Below are 17,501 nucleotides of genomic sequence, written 5' to 3'. Positions count from 1 at the left end.
ACGTGCCCCTCGTCATGTGCTGGCGACGTCAGCGGTCCCCGGCGAGGTACTCGTCGAGCGAGAGCGGGCGGCGGCCGGTGACGCGCTCGACGTCGCCGCTCACGCCGGCGAACTCACCCGCGGCGATGGCCGTGTAGGTGGAGACCCAGGCGTCGTACTGCCACTGCGGGGCGTCCCATTTCTTGCGGGACTCGTAGGCCTCCTCCACCGACTCGTCGTGGAACGACACCGGCCTGCCGAGGTGTGCGGTCAGCTTCTCGGCGACCTCCGACATCGTCAGCTCCTCCGGCCCGGTGAGGTCGTAGGCGACATTGCGATGCTGCTCGGGATGCTGCACCGCGATCGCGGCGACGCGGGCGACATCGGCGCGGGAGACCATCGCCGCGCGCCCGTGATCGGCGGGGCCGCGGATCACGCCGTCCTCCCCCACCATGAACTCGACGAAGTCGAGATACAGGTTGTCGCGGAGGAACGTGTACGTCATGCCGCTGCCGGCGATCCGCTCCTCGGTCGCGAAGTGGTCGCGCGCCAGGGTGAACGTCGCGTCGGGTGCGGCGCCGAAGAACGACGTGTAGACGATGTGCTGAACGCCCGCGGCCGCCGCGGCGTCCACGAACGTGATGTGCTCGCGCAGGCGCTCGGCGTTCTCGGCGGCCGACACCATGAGGAGGGTGTCGACGCCCTCCAGGGCCGCGCGCGCCGAGGCGGCGTCGCCGTAGCTGCAGGCGACGACCTCGCTGTTCGGATACCGCGGAGCCCGTTCGGGCGAGCGTGCCAGCATCCGGAACGGCACCCCCGCGTACGACAACGCGTCCGCCGCGAGCCGCCCGACCGTCCCCGTCACCCCCGTGACCGCGACAATCCCCATCACGTCCTCCATCCTCCGACTCGATCCAGCGCCGAGTACGCCCATGATCGGTCAGAAACCGCCGAGTCCACTGACAATCTACGGACGCCGCGGCGTCTCGACGGCTTCGCGCCGGTCAGGCGAAGTGGCCCGCGGCGAAGGCGAGCTGGGCGGGAGCCTCGCGCCTCCAGAAGTCGAGATTGTGGCCGCCGGGAGGGAAGCCTCCGGCGGGGTGCGGGTGGAGGCCGGCGACATAGTCCTGCGCGTTCGGGCAGAAGCCGTCGCCGGTTCCGCAGTCGACGCGGAGCGGAATACCGGCCAGCGCGGCCTCGCGGCCGAACGGCGTGTTCGCGGCGAAGTCGGCTGCGCCGTCGAACGCGCCGTGGGCGGCCTCTGTTGCGGTGTGCCAGATCGCGGGGCTCTCGGCCACGACCGACGCGACCCGGGCGGCGCCGAGCAGGCCGCCGAGGTGGAGGGCGCCGTAGCCTCCCATCGACCACCCGAAGAGCGCGACCTTCGACGTGTCGAGCCCGGCCTGCGCGAGCACCGGGATGAACTCGTCGGTCACCATCGCGCCCGCGTCCTCCCCGGTCGATCGCTTGTGCCAATAGGTGTTGCCGCCGTCGACGGACGCGACGGCGAACGGCCGCGAGCCACGCTCGACGGCCTGGGCGAGAAAGCGGTCGAGTCCGAGCCCGCTTCCGAACGCGGAGCGGTGGTCGCCGCCGTAGCCGTGGAGTGCGACCAGCACGGGGAGGGCGTCGCCCGGCTTCGCCCCCGGCGGGTAACTCACGGTCCACCCGCACGTCGTGCCGAGACGCGCCGCCGAGACGAACGAACCGGAGACCTCCGGCCCGGGCGTCGTCGAGGGGATGCGGCCCGGCTCACCGTTCAGCCCGAGCAGCTGATGGAGCTTCGAGCGGCCCGGCAGGATCCGCTCCTCCACCGCGACGGCTGCTCCGGCGCCGAGGAGGCCGAGAGCGGCGACGCCGATGCCCGTGCCGATCAGCGTGCGGCGGGCGACGGTGCGCCCGCGCGGCGGGGCGGCCTCCGGCGTCGGCGGTCCCGGTGCAGACGCGTCGTCCATGCGCTCACCCTAGTGGGGCTTGACCCTCACACCGTGTCAGGCTGAAGCGTGGTCACCATCATGTACACAATCGGAGAATTCGCCGCGATCGGGAGGATCAGCGTCCGGATGCTGCGGCACTACGACGCGATCGGCCTGCTGCTTCCGGCGCGCGTCGACGAGCGCAGCGGTTACCGCCACTACTCTGACACGCAGCTGGCAGACCTGCTGCTGATCGTCGAGCTGCGCCAGCTCGGGATCGGGCTCGACGCCATCGCCGCCGTGCTCGCCTCGGCCGACCCGCGCCCCGCCCTCACGGCGGCGCTGCGGCAACGCCGCGCCGAGCTGGAGGCGGGGATCGCCGACGACCGCACCCGGCTCGACCGCCTCGAGCGGCGCCTCCGCATACTGGAAGGAACGGAGACCATGTCCACACCCGTCGAATACCGCCCCCTGGAGGCGCTCACCGTCTACGCCGTCAGCGGCACCGCGCCCGGGATGGGTCCCGAGCTGGTCGGCCCGATGGTCGGGCCGCTCATCGGCTCGCTCGATGCGGCGCTGGAGGCCGCGGGCCGGCCGATCCTCGAGCCCTCGGTGTTCTGGTACGAAGCGCGCGACGACGAGCGGCTGGAGGTGCACATCTCGTACCCGGCCGAGACCCCGCCGCAGCCCGGCGATGGCTACGAGGTCGTCGAACTCCCGGCGGTCCCAGTCGCGGCGACCCTGCGCCACCACGGCGACATGTCCGGCATCGGCGACTCCTGGATGGCGCTCACCGAGCGCCTCGTGGACGACGGCTACCGCATCGTCGGCCCGACCCGCGAGGTCTACGTGCAGGCCACCGGCCACACCCCCGGCCCCGACTGGATCACCGAGCTGCAGGCTCCCGTCGAGCGCGCCTCCTGAGGGTCGCCGACACGGCGCGAATTCGGCACGACACCGCCGAGACGGCAGAGAATGCGCCGTCTCGGCGGCCTGCGCGCGACGAGAAGTGGGACCCGGCCGCCGACGCCGATGACATGCCGGCGGCCGGGAGTGGAGGCGCGGCTAGATGCCGCGCGCGAGGCGGTAGTAGGCGGCGTTCCAGTCGAGCTCGCGCGAGAACGCGCGCAGGGTGGTGTCGTCGTCGATGATCAGCAGCTCGGTGCGGGCCATGCGCGCGAAGTCCTCGAACGCCTGGATGCCGACCGCGGTGCTCATCACGGTGTGGTGGGCCGCGCCGGCCTCCAGCCACGCAGTGGCCGACGTGCGGAAGTCCGGAGCCGGCTTCCACACGGCGCGACCGACCGGGAGCTTGGGCAGCGGGGCCGACGGCTCCACGACCTCCACGACGTTGGCGACCAGCCGGAACCGGTCGCGCATGTCGGAGAGCGCCACCACGACGGCGGGACCGGGGTCGGCCGTGAAGACCAGCCGCACCGGGTCGTCCTTGCCGCCGATGCCGAGCGGGTGCACCTCGAGGGTCGGCTTCGCGGAGGTGAGCGAGGGCGCGACCTCGAGCATGTGTGCGCCGAGGATGCGCTCGTCGCCGGGCGTCAGGTCGTACGTGTAGTCCTCCATGAGCGACGCACCGCCCGGGAGGCCCGCCCCCATGATGTTCGCGGCGCGTACCAGGATCGCGGTCTTCCAGTCGCCCTCGGCGCCGAAGCCGTAGCCCTCGGCCATGAGGCGCTGCACGGCCAGGCCGGGGAGCTGCTTCAGCGCGCCGAGGTCCTCGAAGCTGGTGGTGAAGGCGCCGAAGCCGCCCTCCTCGAGGAACGAGCGCAGCCCCAGCTCGATCGCGGCGCCGTCGCGCAGCGACTGGTGACGGTCACCGCCTCGGCGGAGCTCGGGTACGACGTCGTACAGGTCCTCGTACTCGGCCACCAGAGCGTCGACGTCGGTGGAGGACGCCGCGGCGACGGCGTCGGCCAGCTCGTTGACGCCCCAGGTGTTCACCTGAACCCCGAACCGCAGCTCGGCCTCGGTCTTGTCGCCCTCGGTGACCGCGACGAAGCGCATGTTGTCGCCGAAGCGCGCGAGCTTGAGCGAGCGCGTCGCCGCCCAGCCCGCGGCTGCGCGCGTCCAGGTGCCGATGCGGGAGGTCACGGCCGGGTCGCTGACATGGCCGACAACGGTCGTGCGAGGGACGCCCAGCCGCGTCTGGATGTACCCGAACTCGCGGTCGCCGTGCGCGGCCTGGTTGAGGTTCATGAAGTCGAAGTCGATCTCACCCCAGGGCAGCTCGACGTTCGCCTGCGTGTGGAAGTGCAGCAGCGGCTTCTGAAGGGCGTCGAGGCCGGCGATCCACATCTTGGCGGGGCTGAAGGTGTGCATCCAGGCGACGAGGCCGATCACGGCGTCGTCGGCGTTGGCCTCCAGCGCCGTACGGCGGATCGCGTCGGAGTCGGTGAGGACGGGCTTCCAGACGACACGCACCGGCACGTCGGAGGACGCGGCGAGCTGGTCGGCGATCGTGCGGGACTGCTCGGCGACCTGCGCTAGCGTCTCGGGGCCGTACAGGTGCTGGCTTCCGGTGAGGAACCAGACCTCGTAGCCGTCGAGTGAGTTGGAGAGCTTCGGCATCAGGAGAGGGATCCTTCCGGGTTCTGTCCGTAGACGTTCTGGTAGCGGTCGAAGAGGCTGTCGATGGCCTCCTGCGGGAGGGGGACGAGCGGGCCGCCCTGACGGGCGATGTGCACGGTTCGGGCGACGTCCTCCGCCATCACCGCTGCCTTGACGGCGTCGCGGGCGTCGCGCCCGATCGTGAAGACGCCGTGGTTCTGCATGAGCACCGCGCGGCTGCGGTGGCCCTGCAGCGTCGCGACGATGCCACGGCCGATCGAGTCGTCGCCGATGATCGCGAACGGGCCGACCGGGATCTCGCCGCCGAACTCGTCGGCCATCGCGGTGATGACGCACGGGATGGACTCGGCGCGCGCGGCCCAGGCCGTGGCGTAGGTGGAGTGGGTGTGCACGACGCCACCGACCTCCGGGAGGTGGCGATAGACGTACGCGTGCGCCGCGGTGTCGCTGGAGGGTGAGCGCTCGGAGCCGAGCGAGCCGGGCACGACCGCGCCGTCGAGGGTGCAGAGGATCATGTTCTCCGGCGCGAGGTGGTCGTAGTCGACGCCGCTCGGCTTGATGACGAACAGGTCCTCACCGGGGACGCGCCCGGAGACGTTGCCGCCGGTCCAGACGACGAGGCCGTAGCGCACCAGCTCGGCGTGCAGCTCGGCGACCTGCTCGCGCACGCGGCGGACCGCGGGGGTCTCGAGGTCGGTGGTCATCGGGCGGCTCCCTTCAGAGCGATCGACTCGACGGCGGCGCGCTCGGCGGCGAGGCCGTCGCGGTACCGGTCGAGGTGGGCGGCGAAGCCGGCGACGTCATCGCGGTGCGGCTCGGTCGTCTCGAAGACGAATCCGCCGAACACGTCACGGTGCAGGTAGCGGTCGAGCGTCACTCCGTCCTGCGCCGCGGGGAGGTAGGCGGCGAGCACCGCGATGCCCCAGGCCCCACCCTCCGACGCGGTCTCGGCGACCGAGACCGGGGCGTCGAGGGCGCCGGCGAGGAAGCGCTGGGCGACCCCCGCGGTGCGGAACATGCCGCCGTGCGCGAACATCCGGTCGAGGGCGACGCCCTCACCGTCGAGCACGCGCATCCCGAGGGCGAGCGTGCCGAATACGCCGTAGAGCTGGGCGCGCACGAAGTTGCCGAGGGTCAGCCGGCTGTCCGGGGTGCGGACCACCAGCGGGCGGCCCTCCTCGAGACCGGTGATCGGCTCGCCGGCGAGGTAGTTGTAGGCGAGGAGGCCTCCGGCGTCGGACTCGCCGGTGAGAGCCTCCCGGAACAGCGTCTCGAAGACGGCGTCGGGCGCGACCGGGGTTCCGGCGGCCTCCGCGAACCGTCCGAACAGCGACGCCCAGGCAGACAGCTCGCTCGCGCCGTTGTTGCAGTGCACCATCGCGACCGGGTCGCCGGCCGGGGTGGTGACCAGGTCGAGCTCGTGGTGCACCTGCTCGAGCGGACGCTCCAGGACGACCATCGCGAAGATGCTGGTGCCCGCGCTGACGTTGCCGGTGCGCGGGGCGACGGAGTTCGTCGCGACCATTCCGGTGCCGGCGTCGCCCTCCGGAGGGCAGAGGGGGATGCCGGGCCGGAGCGCACCGGTCGGGTCGAGCAAGGCGGCGCCCTCGGCGGTGAGCTCGCCCGCGGGGCGGCCGGCGACGAGCACCTCGGGGAGGAGGTCGGCGAGTGCGGGGAGGTCGGTGCGCGTGTGTGCGAGCGCGTCGTAGCGGGCGACCAGGTCGGCGTCGTAGGTGGCCGTCGTCGCGTCGATCGGGAACATGCCGGACGCGTCGCCGACCCCGAGCACCCGGCGACCGGTGAGCCGCCAGTGCACGTACCCGGCGAGCGTGGTGATCGAGTGCAGCCGGGCCAGGTGCTCCTCGCCGTCGATCACGGCCTGGTGGAGGTGCGCGATCGACCAACGCAGCGGGATGTTGACGCCGAACAGCTCGCTCAGCTCGGCGCTCGCGGCGCCGGTGGTGGTGTTGCGCCACGTGCGGAACGGCACCAGCAGCTCGCCGTCGGCGTCGAATGCGAGGTAGCCGTGCATCATCGCGGAGACGCCGATCGCGCCGAAGGTCTGCGGCGCTGCGCCGTGGCGGCGCTCGGCGTCGGCGAGGAGGTCGGCGTAGGCGGCCTGCAATCCGGACCACACGGCGTCGAGGGAGTAGGTCCAGATCCGGTCGACGAACTGGTTCTCCCAGTCGTGGGCGCCGACGGCCAGTACGGTCGCGGGGTCGCCGGCGTCGACCAGGCACGCCTTGATGCGGGTCGAGCCGAACTCGATGCCGAGCGCGGTGCGGCCGGAGAGGATCGCGTCGTGCCATCGGGTGGCGGAGTCGGCTGCCATGGTCGTTCCCACTTCCTTGTGACCGGTCACATTGCTGGGAACGAGCATACACGCGCAGGCGTCGGAGGTCACGTGCGCGCCTCCCACCGTCGAGGGGCACGTAAACGCCCCTCAAGCGCGCCGGAAAGGGCGTTTGCGTGCCCTTCGGCGGCCCTGAAGACCGATCAGGCGGAGTCGCGGACCACCAGCACGGGCGCCACAGGCGCGGCGAAAGCGAGCTCGCGGCCCTCGATCAGCGCCACGAGCCGCGCGACACAGCGGCGGCCCAGCTCGGGGAAGTCCTGCCGCACAGTCGTCAGCGGCGGCGCGAAGAAGGCGGCCTCGGGGATGTCGTCGAACCCGACGAGCGCAAGATCCTCCGGCACCCGGAGCCCGAGCTGCCGGGATGCGTGCAGCACGCCGAGCGCCATCTGGTCGTTCGACGAGAAGATCGCGGTGGGGGCGTCCGGGCGCGCGAGCAGCTCGGCGCCGATGGCCGCACCGGAGGCGGCCGTCCAGTCGCCCTCCCGCGACACCGCGGCCTCCAGCCCGGCGGCCGTGAGCTCGGCGACGAATCCGTCACGCCGGGCGCGAGCCTCCGACCAGTCGCCGGGCCCGCTCAGGTGCGCGATGCGCGTGTGCCCGCGGTCGAGCAGATGGCGGCTGGCGATGCGGCCGCCCTCGAACTGGTCGACGAACACGCCCTCGTCTCCGGCCACGCCTGCTCCGTGCAGTGTCACCGACGGGACGGACAGCGACAGCGCGGCCATGGCATCCTGCACCGCTCGCTGCGGGGCGATCACCACGACGCCCTCCACGGACTGCGCGCCGAGGTGGTCGATGGCTGCCGCGAGCTCGGCGCGGTCGAGGGAGGCCGCGTGCGCGACCGTCACGAAGTAGCCGGCCTCCCGGCCGGCCTGCTCGACCGCGTCGATGCTCGAGGCCGGGCCGAAGAGCGACGACGCGGACGCGGCGAGCACCCCGATGGTGCGTGAGCGTGCCGTGGTCAGCATGCGGGCGGCGCGGTTGGGCCGGAAGTTGAGGGCGGCCATCGCGTTCAGAACGCGCTCTCGCGTCTCCGGGCGGATGCTCGGGTGCTCGTTGAGCACGCGCGACACGGTCTGGCGCGACACGCCGGCCGCCGCCGCGACCTCGCGCACGCCTGGCGCCCGCCCGCTCTCACTCACATCCACACCCTAACGGCCGCCCTCCCGGAGCCCTCATCGCGGACGCGCCCGTGCCCCTCGGCGTCAGTCGGGCGCGTCAGTCGGTCGCGTCAGTCGATGAGGTCGAGCGCAGCGAGGCGCTCGAGGACCGCACGGCCGGCGGGCGGGCAGCGATCGGCGTCGACGGTGGTGACCCAGTGGAGCGCGCCCACTTCGGCCGACGCCTGCGGCTCCGCATCGGTCTCGGCGCGGAAGACCGCCATGTGCACCATCCGACCGTCGGGCTCGCCGTGCGCCAGCGCACGCACCTCGAAGAGCTCGACGAGATCGGCGGGATCGAGGACAAGCGACACCTCCTCGCGCGCCTCCCTGGCCGCGGCTTCCGCCGCCGACTCGCCCGCGTCGATCTTGCCGCCCGGCATGTAGTGGACCTCCCGCCCGCGCGCAGTCACCATGAGCACCCGTCGGTCGCGCACGAGCGCGATGGCCGACACCAGCAGGGGAGGCAAGGTCATGCCTCCACGCTACCGATGGCGCACGCGCACCACCCGCGATGCCATGCTGTGGGGATGATCAGTGCCGACTTCGCCCACCGCTTCGTCGAGCAGTGGCTTGCCGACTGGAACGCCCACGACCTGGAGGCCCTCCTCGGCCACTACACCGACGACGTCGTCTTCACGTCTCCGCTCGCGGAGCGTTTGCTGCCCGGCAGCGAATGGGTGGCTCGCGGCAAGGACGCGCTGCGCACGTACTGGACGGCGGGGCTGGCCGCGTTGCCCGACCTCCGGTTCGAGGTGCTCGACCATTACGTCGGCGCGAGCACCATCGTCATCCGCTACCGCAACCAGAGCGGCGGAGTCGTCTGCGAGGTGCTCGAGTTCGACGGGGAACGGATCGCCCGAGGGCACGGGACGTACCTGGCGGCCTAGACGGCGCACCCGGGTCATGCCCAGGTGCGCCGCCGGCCGGAAGGGCGATCACTGCTGGATGAACGCGAGGAGGTCGGGGTTGATGACGTCGGCGTGGGTCGTCAGCATTCCGTGCGGGTAGCCCTCGTAGATCTTGAGGGTCGAGTTCGGGAGGAGCTCAGCCTGCTTCAGCGACGCATCCTTGTACGGCACGATCTGGTCGTCATCGCCCTGCATGACCAGCACCGGCACGGAGATCGCCTTCAGGTCCTCCGTCTGGTCCGTCTCGGAGAAGGCTTTGATGCCCTCGTAGTGGGCGAGCGCGCTGCCCATCATCCCTTGACGCCACCAGTTGGCGACCACCGGCTCGGAGACGGTGGCGCCAGGGCGGTTGAACCCGTAGAACGGACCCGCGGCCACACCCTGGAAGAACTCGGCCCTGTTCGCGGCCAACGCGTCGCGGAACCCGTCGAACACCGAGATCGGGGTGCCTTCCGGGTTGGCGTCGGTCTGCACCATCAGGGGCGGCACCGCGGAGACGAGTACCGCTTTGGCGACGCGCCCCTGGGGTTCTCCGTACTGGGCGACGTAGCGCGCGACCTGGCCACCGCCGGTCGAATGACCGATGTGGACGGCGTTGCGCAGATCGAGATGCTCGACGACCGCTGATGCGTCGCTGGCGTAGTGGTCCATGTCGTGGCCCGTGCCGATCTGCGACGACCTGCCGTGGCCCCGCCGATCACTGGCGATCACCCGATAGCCCTTTGCGAGGAAGTACAGCATCTGGGCGTCCCAGTCATCGGAGGACAGGGGCCAGCCGTGGTGGAACATGATGGGCTGAGCGTCGTGGCTGCCCCAGTCCTTGTAGAAGATCTCTGCGCCGTCATCCGTGGTCACGAAAGCCATCTCAGTCTCCAGGTTCATGTCGCACCGAGCACGACGGCACGACCGTTCGGTTCGTCTGCTGACTCCGACAGCGTCTCGCGGGCTCCACGTTCCTGTCTAGGACGTTCTGCCGAACGGTGGGCTAACGATCCTCCGCGACCTGCTTCAGTTGCCGTAGGCCCTTCTCGAAGTCGCCGCCGACGAGCCTGTCGAGGTTGAAGATGCGGCTGAAGAACGTCTTGGGACTCTCCATCCGCCAGATGACGCGGGTTCCCTCGCCCTCCACCGTGAGCGAGAACCGGATGAGGCTGTGCGACCGGAACGGGCGTGTGAAGACCAGGTCGATGCTGACGCCGTCGTGCTGCACGTCCTCGATCCGCATGCTGCCGGCCCCGGCCTTGCGGTTGCCGTTCCAGCTGTAGGTGGAGCCGACTGTGCCGGGCGTGCCGGTGTACTCCCGGCTCATGGCGGGGTCGGTGCCCTCCCACGGCGACCACTCCACCCAGCTCGGGAGCTCGGCGATGAGCGGCAGCAGGGCCTGCTGAGGCGCACGGATCGTGTCGGTGCGCTCGACGATGACGGTTCCGGCCATGCGCACACCTTAGCGGCATGGCATGATCGGGCTGTGACCGGGCGAACGATGCTCCTCGACAGCGCATCCCTCTACTTCCGCGGCTTCTACGGCGTTCCCGATACGGTGCGCGCACCGGACGGCACGCCCGTCAACGCGGTGCGCGGGCTGCTCGACATCATCGCCAAGCTGGTGACCGAGTACGGCCCGGATTCGCTGGTCGCCTGCTGGGACGACGACTGGAGGCCGCGCTGGCGCGTCGACCTCATCCCCAGCTACAAAGCGCACCGCGTCGCCCAGGAGGTGCCGGGCGGGATCGACGTCGAGGAGGTGCCGCCCGAGCTGGTGGCGCAGGTCCCGGTGATCCGCGAGGTGCTCAGCGCTCTCGGCATTCCGATCGTGGGCGCCGCCGAGGCTGAGGCCGACGACGTGATCGGCACGCTCGCGACCGGCGCCGCAGGGCCTGTGGACGTCGTGACCGGTGATCGCGACCTGTTCCAGCTGGTGGACGACGAGGCGGACGTACGCGTCGTCTACACGGCGCGCGGAATGAGCAATCTGGAGGTGCTGACCGACGCGGTCGTGGTCGCGAAGTACGGCATCCACGCGCGGCAGTACGCGGACTTCGCGGTGATGCGCGGCGACACGTCCGACGGGTTGCCCGGAGTGGCCGGGGTGGGCGAGAAGACCGCGACCGCACTGCTCACCGAGTACGGCGACCTCACGGGGATCGAGGCGGCCGCCGCCGACCCCGCGTCGGCCATGAAGCCGGCGCTGCGAGCGCGGTTCGCCGCCGCTGTGGACTACCTCGCTGTGGCGCCGACTGTCGTGGAGGTCGTGCGCGACCTCCCTCTCGGAGCCGTCGATGCGCGCCTGCGCGTGCCGACCGCCGAGCAGCGCGCGACTCTCGACGCCCTGGCCGAGCGGTGGGCGCTCGGCGGCTCCCTCGACCGCGCCCTCACCGCGCTCACCTCCGCCGCCGGCTGATCGGGCCGACGCGGCTACTGGGCCGTCGGATCCCAGCGCCAGAGCTCGCGCTGGGCGAGGAGGGCGAGTTCGCGGAGGACGTCGAGGTCGGCCTCCGACTCGGCCGGCCGCCGGGGGGTGCGGCCGAAGACGCACATCGCGCCGATGCGCGTTCCGTCGGGCGCCTCCACCGGGTAGCCGGCGTAGAAGCGCAGGTGCGCGGGACCCGTGACGAGCGCGCTCGACGCGAAGCGCTCGTCGTGCTCGGCGTCGGGCACCACCATCCCGTCGGGCGACTGGAGGGTGTGCAGGCACGCCGACTGCTCGATCGGGATCTCGGCGAGCGATGCTCCGACGGCGGCGAGCGGCCACTCGGTGCGGTCGTCCAGCACCGTGAACATGGCGATCTCGGCGCCGAGGGTTCGCTGCGCGGTGCCGACCAGCCCGGTCAGCCTGCCGTCGCGCTTGTGCTCGGCGAGCCGGAGGCGCTCGATCGCCGCAACGCGGTCCTCGGGCGCGGAGGTGCGATGCTCCTCCTCGATCTCGTGACCGATGAGCGCGGGCGCGAGCGTGTCGGCGATCCGCCGCGCCCAGAAGAGGTAGTCGGCGGGGCTGCGATGGCGGCCGCCCTCGGTCTGGGGCGACGCGGGCAGCGGGACGAAGGTCGCGCCCGCTGCGACGCAGGCGTCCGCGGCGGCGCGGTTGAGGCGTTCGGCGTGCGCCTGCACGAAGGCGCGGAACTCGTCGTCGTAGGGCGGCAGCGAGCGGATGGGCTGTGCGCCCAGCCACGCCACGAGGGGCACGCCGCTCGCACGGACCTCCCGGATCAGCGCCTCGACCCGGGCGCCCCAGTGCGTCGGCTCCACCATCCGCACCGCATCGGAGACCGCCGCACTGAGGATCACGACGTCGTAGCGTCCCACCTCCGCCGAGCGCAGCAGACGCGCCAGTCTGCGCACCCCGGCCGACGGGTCGGCGACCACGTCGACGACCACGCCGCGGCCGGTCGTCGCACCCACCGCACGTGCCACCGCGCCCGGCAGCGCCAGATCGTGGCTGCCGACGCCCCAGCCGACCACCGGGCCGGAGCCCGCGAGCAGCACACGCAGGCTCGCGCGCCCGGCGACGAACGCCTGCGGGGAGTCCGCCGGCCGTGCCAGCCCCTGGCGCACGCCGCCGACGCGCAGCAGCCGGAGGCGCGCGGCGAGCCGCCGTGATGCGCTCAGCCGGACGTCCTCCACTCGATCGACCGTATCCCGGTCGGCGTCGTGGAGGTAGCACCCCGCCGGTGCTGCGCGGACATACCGACAGGTACGTTCACGCAGCCCGGCGGGCCTGCGGCGACGTCACGGGAGGATGTGGCCGGCGAGGCGGAACAACCGGTACCACTCCTCGCGCGTGAGCGGCACGTCCGAGCCGGCCGCGGCCTCCTGCACCCGGCCCGGGTTCGTCGTGCCGAGCACGACCTGCATGTTCGCCGGGTGGCGGGTGATCCAGGCGGTCGCGATGCCTGTCGGGGTGATCCCGTAGCGCGCGGCGAGCTCGTCGATCGCGTCGTTGAGCTCGGCATAGTTCTCGCGGTCGCCGAGGAACACGCCGTCGAAGGAGCCCTTCTGGTACGGAGACCAGGCCTGCAGGGTGATGTCGTGCAGGCGCGCGTAGTCGAGGATGCCGTTGTCGCGGTCGATCGACTGGTCGAGCGCGACCATGTTCGCGGCGACGCCCTGGGCGATGATCGGCGAGTGCGTGATGCTCAGCTGCACCTGGTCGACGCCGAGCGGCTGCCGGACCCAGCGGCGCAGCAGCTCGATCTGGCCGGGGGTCTGGTTGGAGACACCGAAGGCGCGCACCTTGCCCGCGGCCTCCAGCTCGTCGAACGCCGCTGCGACCTCCTCGGGCTCGACGAGGGTGTCGGGGCGGTGCAGCAGCAGGATGTCGAGGTAATCGGTGCGGAGGGCGGCGAGCGACTCGTCGACCGTGGCGAGGATGTGCTCGCGCGAGAAGTCGAAGTAGCCGTCGCGGATGCCGACCTTCGACTGGATGATCACCTGATCGCGCTGCGACGCCGGGATGGCGCCCGCGTCGCCGAACCGGGTCTCGCACCCGTGCCGCTCGTCGCCGTAGATGTCGGCGTGGTCGAACATCGTGATGCCCGCGTCGCGCGCCGTTCCGACGAGCGTCCGGATCTCCTCATCGCTGAGCGGGGTGATCCGCATCAGGCCGAGGATGACGTTGGAGGCGGGGATGGGGACGTTCGGGAGCCTGAGCGTTTTCATGCCTCCATCTAACCCCTCGTCAACCCCCTGGAAAGGTTGGACGATGAGACTAGCGTCCATAGTCCGGGATCGGGCCCGGCAGTTGGTAGGAGGGGACCGATGACGATCACGGCAGCGGCGAGGACAGCGGTCGACGGGTTCCGGCAGGAGACGCAGCTCGGGAAGCGGCCTCCGCAGAACCACGGTTTCGTGGTGCACGCCCTCGGGCGCGACTTCACGGTGAGCGACGAGATGGCACGCATCTTCCTGCACCAGGTCGAGAGGCTGGTGGAGACGGACTCCTCCGCGCTGGTGGTGCTGCGGCATGCGCACGGCGTCGAGTTGCTGATGGTGAGCGACGACCGGTCGTTCTCCATCCGTCCGGCGACACCGGTCGATCACGGCCTCGCGCCCGCGTCGTATCCTCGGATGCGTGGATGACCAGCGCGCCGACGAGGAGGCCGTAGCCGGCATCCGGAGCGCTCTCGACGTCGCCGCGCGGCGCCTCGCGGAGGCCGGCGCCCGCGACGAGGCGCTCGGGGTGCTCGTGCCGCGCAGGCGTACGCTCGGCATCCCGCGCGAACCGGTGCTCAAGCCGTTGGGCCGGGTCTGGAGGCTCGGCGTGCTGCTGCTCGGCGCCGACCGTGCTCTGTACGCCACCGGCCAGCTCGTGCGGGCGACGCCTCCCGGGCGCACGCAGTACGTGTCGGTGTCGGCCGAGACCCGTCGCGCCTATCGCGCGGCGGCAGAGCGCGGGCACTTCCGCGACGGCGAGACCGTCGACTTCGACGCCCCGGGGATCGAGCTGACCGTGGATGCTCTGCGCGGCTCGGCCGGGCCGCTGCTGCTGCACGACGGGAGGCCGCTCGTGCGCTGGAGCGCCGCCTCCGCACAGACCGTCGACTTCCATTCATACCTGGCGGAGCGTGTGGAGCTGCTCGCCCACCCGCCCGACGGCGCCTGACCGCCTCCGCCCTCCGGTCTCAGGCCTCCGTCGGAGTGGTGCCGGTGTTCTTCCCGGTGACCTCGTCGAGCTTGTCGGACGCCTTGCCCACGGCCTCCGACACCTTGTCCCCGAGGTCGGACGCGGCGCGCCCGGCGAGGTCGCGAACGTCACCCGCCACCTTCTGCACCGGGTCGGAGTCGGAGAATCCCTGCCACTTGCGCCGCATGTTCTCGTAGGCGCCGCGGCCGGCGCGCGACCCGATCACGAACCCGACGGCGACTCCCGCAACAAAGATGATGAGCTTCATGCGCAGCACCGTACGCGCGCCACGGCGAGCGCGACAGGGGCAGAATGAGGCTCGTGACGCGACCGATGACGGGCGAGAGCGACGCCGTGACCGGCTTCGAGCGCGCTGTCGCGGCCTGGACCGCCCGTCGCGAGCGTCGGAGGAGTGCAGAGCTGCAGTCCCCGCCCGCCGAGGTCACCGCCGCCGTGCTGGTGGAGGGCGCGAGCGACGCTGCCGCGCTCCATGCGGCGGCCGAGACCCTCGGTCTCGTTCCGGCGGCGGCGGGCGTCGCCATCCTGCCGATGGGTGGCGCGATGAGCGTGCGGTGGTTCGTCGGCGCCCTGGCGCCTGCCGGCGTTCGCCTCCACGGCCTGTGCGACGAGGGCGAGGCGGGGTTCTTCCGCCGCGCCGGGCTCCACGACGACGAGATCGCGGTGTGCCGGCCGGATCTCGAGGGCGAGCTGCTGAGGGCGCTCGGAATCGAACGGGTGGAGGCCGTGCTCGCACGCCGAGGCGACCTCGGGCTGTTTCGCACGTTCCAGCGCCAGCCGGCGCAGCGCGGGCGTGAGGTGACAGCCCAGCTGCACCGCTTCCTGGGCACGACCTCCGGTCGCAAGGAACTGTACGGCCGGCTGCTCACCGCCGAGCTCGCGGCGCCGGAGCTCCCCACGCCGTTGCGCGACGCGCTCGCCGGCCTCTGACGCGTCGGGCCCTTAGGGTGGACGGCATGGTCTCCACTCCTCCCGAGCTGCTCGACAGGCTCGCGCTGCTCTTCGCCGCGCGCGACCGCGAGAACATGGCGCCGACCGTCGCGGCCCTCCTGGAGGTGCTCGACGAGCATCCCGACGACCCCCATGTGCTCTACGAAGTCGGCGGCTCGTACGACACCGCGGGCGAGGAGGACACCGCGGCCGGCTACTACGCGCGGGCACTGGCAGCCGGCCTCGAAGGCGACACCCTCCGCAAGTGCCTGTTGCAGTACGGCAGCACGCTGCGCAACCTCGACCGGTTCGACGAGTCGCTGACGGTACTCGACCGCGCCCGCAGCGAGTTCCCGGACTCCGAGTCGGTGCAGGTGTGGCACGCGCTCTCGCTGCACGCCGCAGGACGCAGCGACGCCGCGGTCGCCGAGCTCATGGAGCTGGCGGCCGACCGCATCCGCACCCCTGACCTGCTGCGCTACGAAGCCGCTGTGCGCGGCAACGCCGGGTACCTCCGCTCGCTCGACCGCGCCTAGGCTGACGGGATTCAGGCGAGGAGCGCCGCGATGATCAGAAGCGCAGGAACCGCGAAGAGCGTAGTGAGGAGCACGATGTCTCTCGCGATCGGCATCCCGCGCTCGTAGCGCGCGGCGAAGTTGTACACGTTCTGCGCGGTCGGCAGAGCGGCGAGCGCCACGGCCGCGAAAAGCGCGTGACCCTCCAGCCCGAAGGCGTACTTCGCCGCCAGGAACGCGATCAGCGGCATGCCGACGACCTTCAGCGCCACGGCGGACACGATCTCGGCCCTGCCCTGACCGGCCTGCAACGGACGCGACCCGTGCAACGACATCCCGAAGGCCATCAGGACGAGCGGCACCGCCGCCCCGCCGATCAGCTCGAACGGCTGGTAGACGGCATCGGGCAGGTGCACGCCGGACACGTCCACGAGGATGCCGAGCACCGACGCGATGATCATCGGGTTGCGCACCGGCTGGGTGACGATCGACCACACCGAGACGGTGCCGCGGCTGGTGACGTCGAGGACGGTGAGCGCGATCGGCGCGAAGACGATCAGCTGCAGCAGCAGTACGGGTGCCACGAACGACGCGCTCCCGAGCACGTAGACGGCGACCGGGAGGCCGATGTTGTTGGCGTTGACGTAGCCGGCGCCCAGGGTGCCGATGGTCGTCTCCGCGGCCGGCCGGCGGAAGAACAGCCGGGAGAGCAGCACGAACAGGCCCGCCGAAACGACGGCGGCGATCGCCGCCACCAGCAGCTGGGTCGAGAAGACGACCTTGAGATCGGCGTGCGCCAGCGTCACGAACAGCAGCGCCGGGTTGGTGATGAAGAACGCGATCCGGTTGAGGACGAACGGAGCGGCCGGACCGCCGACGCCGAACCTCCCTGCGATGTAGCCGACCAGGATGACGAAGGCGATGATCCCGAATCCGGTCAGCACTCCAGCCATCGCGGCGCGGTCTCCTCTCGCAGTCCCTGTGGACCCGTCTCCGTCGATCCTGTCAAGAACTCCGTGGATCTCGCGCCACCGCGCGGTGCCGACCGCGAGCTGCTCGTCCCCGGCGTGCCGCGACGGCGCCGCCGTTCCGCCGGGCGGAGAGCACGAGCACGCCGATCCCGGTGCCGATCAGCGCTCCGAGGGTGTTGGCGATCACGTCGTCGATCGTGGCGAACCGGGCGGGGAGGAAGAAATGCTGGGCGACTTCGATCGCGACGCTGCACAGGAGGCCGACGATGGGGGCGACCCACCAGCGCCTCGGCCCCACGATGAGCACCACGAGCACGGCCGGGATGACGAAGAACGCCACGTTCGCGGTGAACTCGATCACGTTGTAGGCGTCGATCGGGCGCACCCCGAACCCTTTCAGAGCGACCAGAACGCGGACCAGAGCCCGATCGAAGGGCCTGTCGACCGGGGAGGGCCAGAGCCCGATGACGGCGACGAAGGCCGAGTAGCCGAGTAACGCGACGATCGCTCCGGCCCGGATCCGTCGGTCGAGTGGCATCTGG

The 17,501-nt window shown here is 71.5% G+C and carries 21 protein-coding genes; 7 read left to right on the top strand and 14 right to left on the bottom strand.

The window, feature by feature from the left end; genetic code table 11:
* Nucleotides 1–28 precede the first annotated feature (28 nt).
* Both AC0HS0_RS08065 and AC0HS0_RS08060 read right to left on the bottom strand, forming a co-directional pair.
* Complete coding sequence (locus tag AC0HS0_RS08065) at nucleotides 29–868, bottom strand: SDR family oxidoreductase (RefSeq protein ID WP_472963544.1); 840 nt, start codon at nucleotides 866–868, stop codon at nucleotides 29–31.
* 115 nt (nucleotides 869–983) lie between these two features.
* Complete coding sequence (locus AC0HS0_RS08060) at nucleotides 984–1,934, bottom strand: alpha/beta hydrolase-fold protein (RefSeq protein WP_472963000.1); 951 nt, start codon at nucleotides 1,932–1,934, stop codon at nucleotides 984–986.
* Nucleotides 1,935–1,994: 60 nt separating this feature from the next.
* Here AC0HS0_RS08060 and AC0HS0_RS08055 point away from each other — a divergent pair, with 60 nt between their 5' ends.
* Nucleotides 1,995–2,819 (top strand): MerR family transcriptional regulator, encoded by an 825-nt coding sequence (locus AC0HS0_RS08055; protein ID WP_472962999.1) that lies wholly within the window; start codon nucleotides 1,995–1,997, stop codon nucleotides 2,817–2,819.
* Nucleotides 2,820–2,960: 141 nt separating this feature from the next.
* Here AC0HS0_RS08055 and araA read toward each other — a convergent pair whose 3' ends face one another.
* From araA to AC0HS0_RS08030, 5 genes are all read right to left on the bottom strand, one after another.
* Complete coding sequence (gene araA, locus AC0HS0_RS08050; protein WP_472962998.1) at nucleotides 2,961–4,478, bottom strand: L-arabinose isomerase; 1,518 nt, start codon at nucleotides 4,476–4,478, stop codon at nucleotides 2,961–2,963.
* Nucleotides 4,478–5,182 (bottom strand): L-ribulose-5-phosphate 4-epimerase, encoded by a 705-nt coding sequence (locus AC0HS0_RS08045; protein ID WP_472962997.1) that lies wholly within the window; start codon nucleotides 5,180–5,182, stop codon nucleotides 4,478–4,480. Before AC0HS0_RS08045 ends, araA begins: the two co-directional genes overlap by 1 nt.
* Nucleotides 5,179–6,810, bottom strand: coding sequence for a xylulokinase (locus AC0HS0_RS08040; RefSeq protein WP_472962996.1), 1,632 nt, complete (start codon nucleotides 6,808–6,810; stop codon nucleotides 5,179–5,181). Before AC0HS0_RS08040 ends, AC0HS0_RS08045 begins: the two co-directional genes overlap by 4 nt.
* A gap of 164 nt (nucleotides 6,811–6,974) precedes the next feature.
* On the bottom strand, nucleotides 6,975–7,976 hold the full coding sequence (locus AC0HS0_RS08035; protein WP_472962994.1) for a LacI family DNA-binding transcriptional regulator: 1,002 nt from the start codon (nucleotides 7,974–7,976) through the stop codon (nucleotides 6,975–6,977).
* Nucleotides 7,977–8,065: 89 nt separating this feature from the next.
* Entirely contained in the window at nucleotides 8,066–8,470 is a 405-nt protein-coding gene (locus AC0HS0_RS08030) for an NUDIX hydrolase (protein ID WP_472962992.1), read from the bottom strand.
* Between the two features lie 54 nt (nucleotides 8,471–8,524).
* Between AC0HS0_RS08030 and AC0HS0_RS08025 the strand changes: the two genes are divergently transcribed.
* Complete coding sequence (locus AC0HS0_RS08025; protein ID WP_472962991.1) at nucleotides 8,525–8,884, top strand: nuclear transport factor 2 family protein; 360 nt, start codon at nucleotides 8,525–8,527, stop codon at nucleotides 8,882–8,884.
* A gap of 48 nt (nucleotides 8,885–8,932) precedes the next feature.
* Here AC0HS0_RS08025 and AC0HS0_RS08020 read toward each other — a convergent pair whose 3' ends face one another.
* Nucleotides 8,933–9,769 (bottom strand): alpha/beta fold hydrolase, encoded by an 837-nt coding sequence (locus tag AC0HS0_RS08020; RefSeq protein ID WP_472962990.1) that lies wholly within the window; start codon nucleotides 9,767–9,769, stop codon nucleotides 8,933–8,935.
* Nucleotides 9,770–9,890: 121 nt separating this feature from the next.
* The gene (locus tag AC0HS0_RS08015; RefSeq protein ID WP_472962988.1) at nucleotides 9,891–10,340 is read right to left on the bottom strand and encodes an SRPBCC family protein; all 450 of its coding nucleotides are present in this window, start codon (nucleotides 10,338–10,340) and stop codon (nucleotides 9,891–9,893) included.
* Between the two features lie 48 nt (nucleotides 10,341–10,388).
* Here AC0HS0_RS08015 and AC0HS0_RS08010 point away from each other — a divergent pair, with 48 nt between their 5' ends.
* Nucleotides 10,389–11,306 carry a 5'-3' exonuclease gene (locus AC0HS0_RS08010; RefSeq protein ID WP_472963542.1) on the top strand — a complete coding sequence of 306 codons (918 nt, stop codon included), beginning with the start codon at nucleotides 10,389–10,391 and terminating at the stop codon, nucleotides 11,304–11,306.
* A gap of 14 nt (nucleotides 11,307–11,320) precedes the next feature.
* Here the strand turns inward: AC0HS0_RS08010 and AC0HS0_RS08005 are convergent, their stop codons facing one another.
* Both AC0HS0_RS08005 and AC0HS0_RS08000 read right to left on the bottom strand, forming a co-directional pair.
* A complete protein-coding gene (locus AC0HS0_RS08005; protein ID WP_472962986.1) occupies nucleotides 11,321–12,526 on the bottom strand; it encodes a GDSL-type esterase/lipase family protein in 1,206 nt (401 codons plus the stop codon).
* Nucleotides 12,527–12,631: 105 nt separating this feature from the next.
* Nucleotides 12,632–13,561, bottom strand: a complete 930-nt coding sequence (locus AC0HS0_RS08000) for an aldo/keto reductase (RefSeq protein WP_472962985.1) — start codon at nucleotides 13,559–13,561, stop codon at nucleotides 12,632–12,634.
* 99 nt (nucleotides 13,562–13,660) lie between these two features.
* Between AC0HS0_RS08000 and AC0HS0_RS07995 the strand changes: the two genes are divergently transcribed.
* Both AC0HS0_RS07995 and AC0HS0_RS07990 read left to right on the top strand, forming a co-directional pair.
* Entirely contained in the window at nucleotides 13,661–13,981 is a 321-nt protein-coding gene (locus AC0HS0_RS07995) for a TetR family transcriptional regulator (RefSeq protein WP_472962984.1), read from the top strand.
* Complete coding sequence (locus tag AC0HS0_RS07990; RefSeq protein ID WP_472962982.1) at nucleotides 13,974–14,504, top strand: hypothetical protein; 531 nt, start codon at nucleotides 13,974–13,976, stop codon at nucleotides 14,502–14,504. Before AC0HS0_RS07995 ends, AC0HS0_RS07990 begins: the two co-directional genes overlap by 8 nt.
* Nucleotides 14,505–14,523: 19 nt before the next feature.
* Here AC0HS0_RS07990 and AC0HS0_RS07985 read toward each other — a convergent pair whose 3' ends face one another.
* Nucleotides 14,524–14,793, bottom strand: coding sequence for a hypothetical protein (locus tag AC0HS0_RS07985; RefSeq protein ID WP_472962981.1), 270 nt, complete (start codon nucleotides 14,791–14,793; stop codon nucleotides 14,524–14,526).
* 53 nt (nucleotides 14,794–14,846) lie between these two features.
* On the opposite strand from AC0HS0_RS07985, the gene AC0HS0_RS07980 reads away from it, so the two are divergent.
* On the top strand, nucleotides 14,847–15,473 hold the full coding sequence (locus AC0HS0_RS07980; RefSeq protein WP_472962980.1) for a TOPRIM nucleotidyl transferase/hydrolase domain-containing protein: 627 nt from the start codon (nucleotides 14,847–14,849) through the stop codon (nucleotides 15,471–15,473).
* Nucleotides 15,474–15,499: 26 nt separating this feature from the next.
* On the top strand, nucleotides 15,500–16,009 hold the full coding sequence (locus tag AC0HS0_RS07975; RefSeq protein WP_472962978.1) for a tetratricopeptide repeat protein: 510 nt from the start codon (nucleotides 15,500–15,502) through the stop codon (nucleotides 16,007–16,009).
* 11 nt (nucleotides 16,010–16,020) lie between these two features.
* Here the strand turns inward: AC0HS0_RS07975 and AC0HS0_RS07970 are convergent, their stop codons facing one another.
* Together AC0HS0_RS07970 and AC0HS0_RS07965 are read right to left on the bottom strand one after the other, a co-directional pair.
* Nucleotides 16,021–16,941: an AEC family transporter gene (locus AC0HS0_RS07970; protein WP_472962976.1), complete on the bottom strand. Its 921-nt coding sequence runs from the start codon at nucleotides 16,939–16,941 to the stop codon at nucleotides 16,021–16,023.
* Nucleotides 16,942–16,993: 52 nt separating this feature from the next.
* Nucleotides 16,994–17,497, bottom strand: coding sequence for a VanZ family protein (locus tag AC0HS0_RS07965; protein ID WP_472962975.1), 504 nt, complete (start codon nucleotides 17,495–17,497; stop codon nucleotides 16,994–16,996).
* Nucleotides 17,498–17,501: the final 4 nt, after the last annotated feature.

Source organism: Leifsonia sp. PARNA 1/14, assembly GCF_055720965.1.
This window is presented reverse-complemented; position numbering and strand designations above follow the sequence as displayed.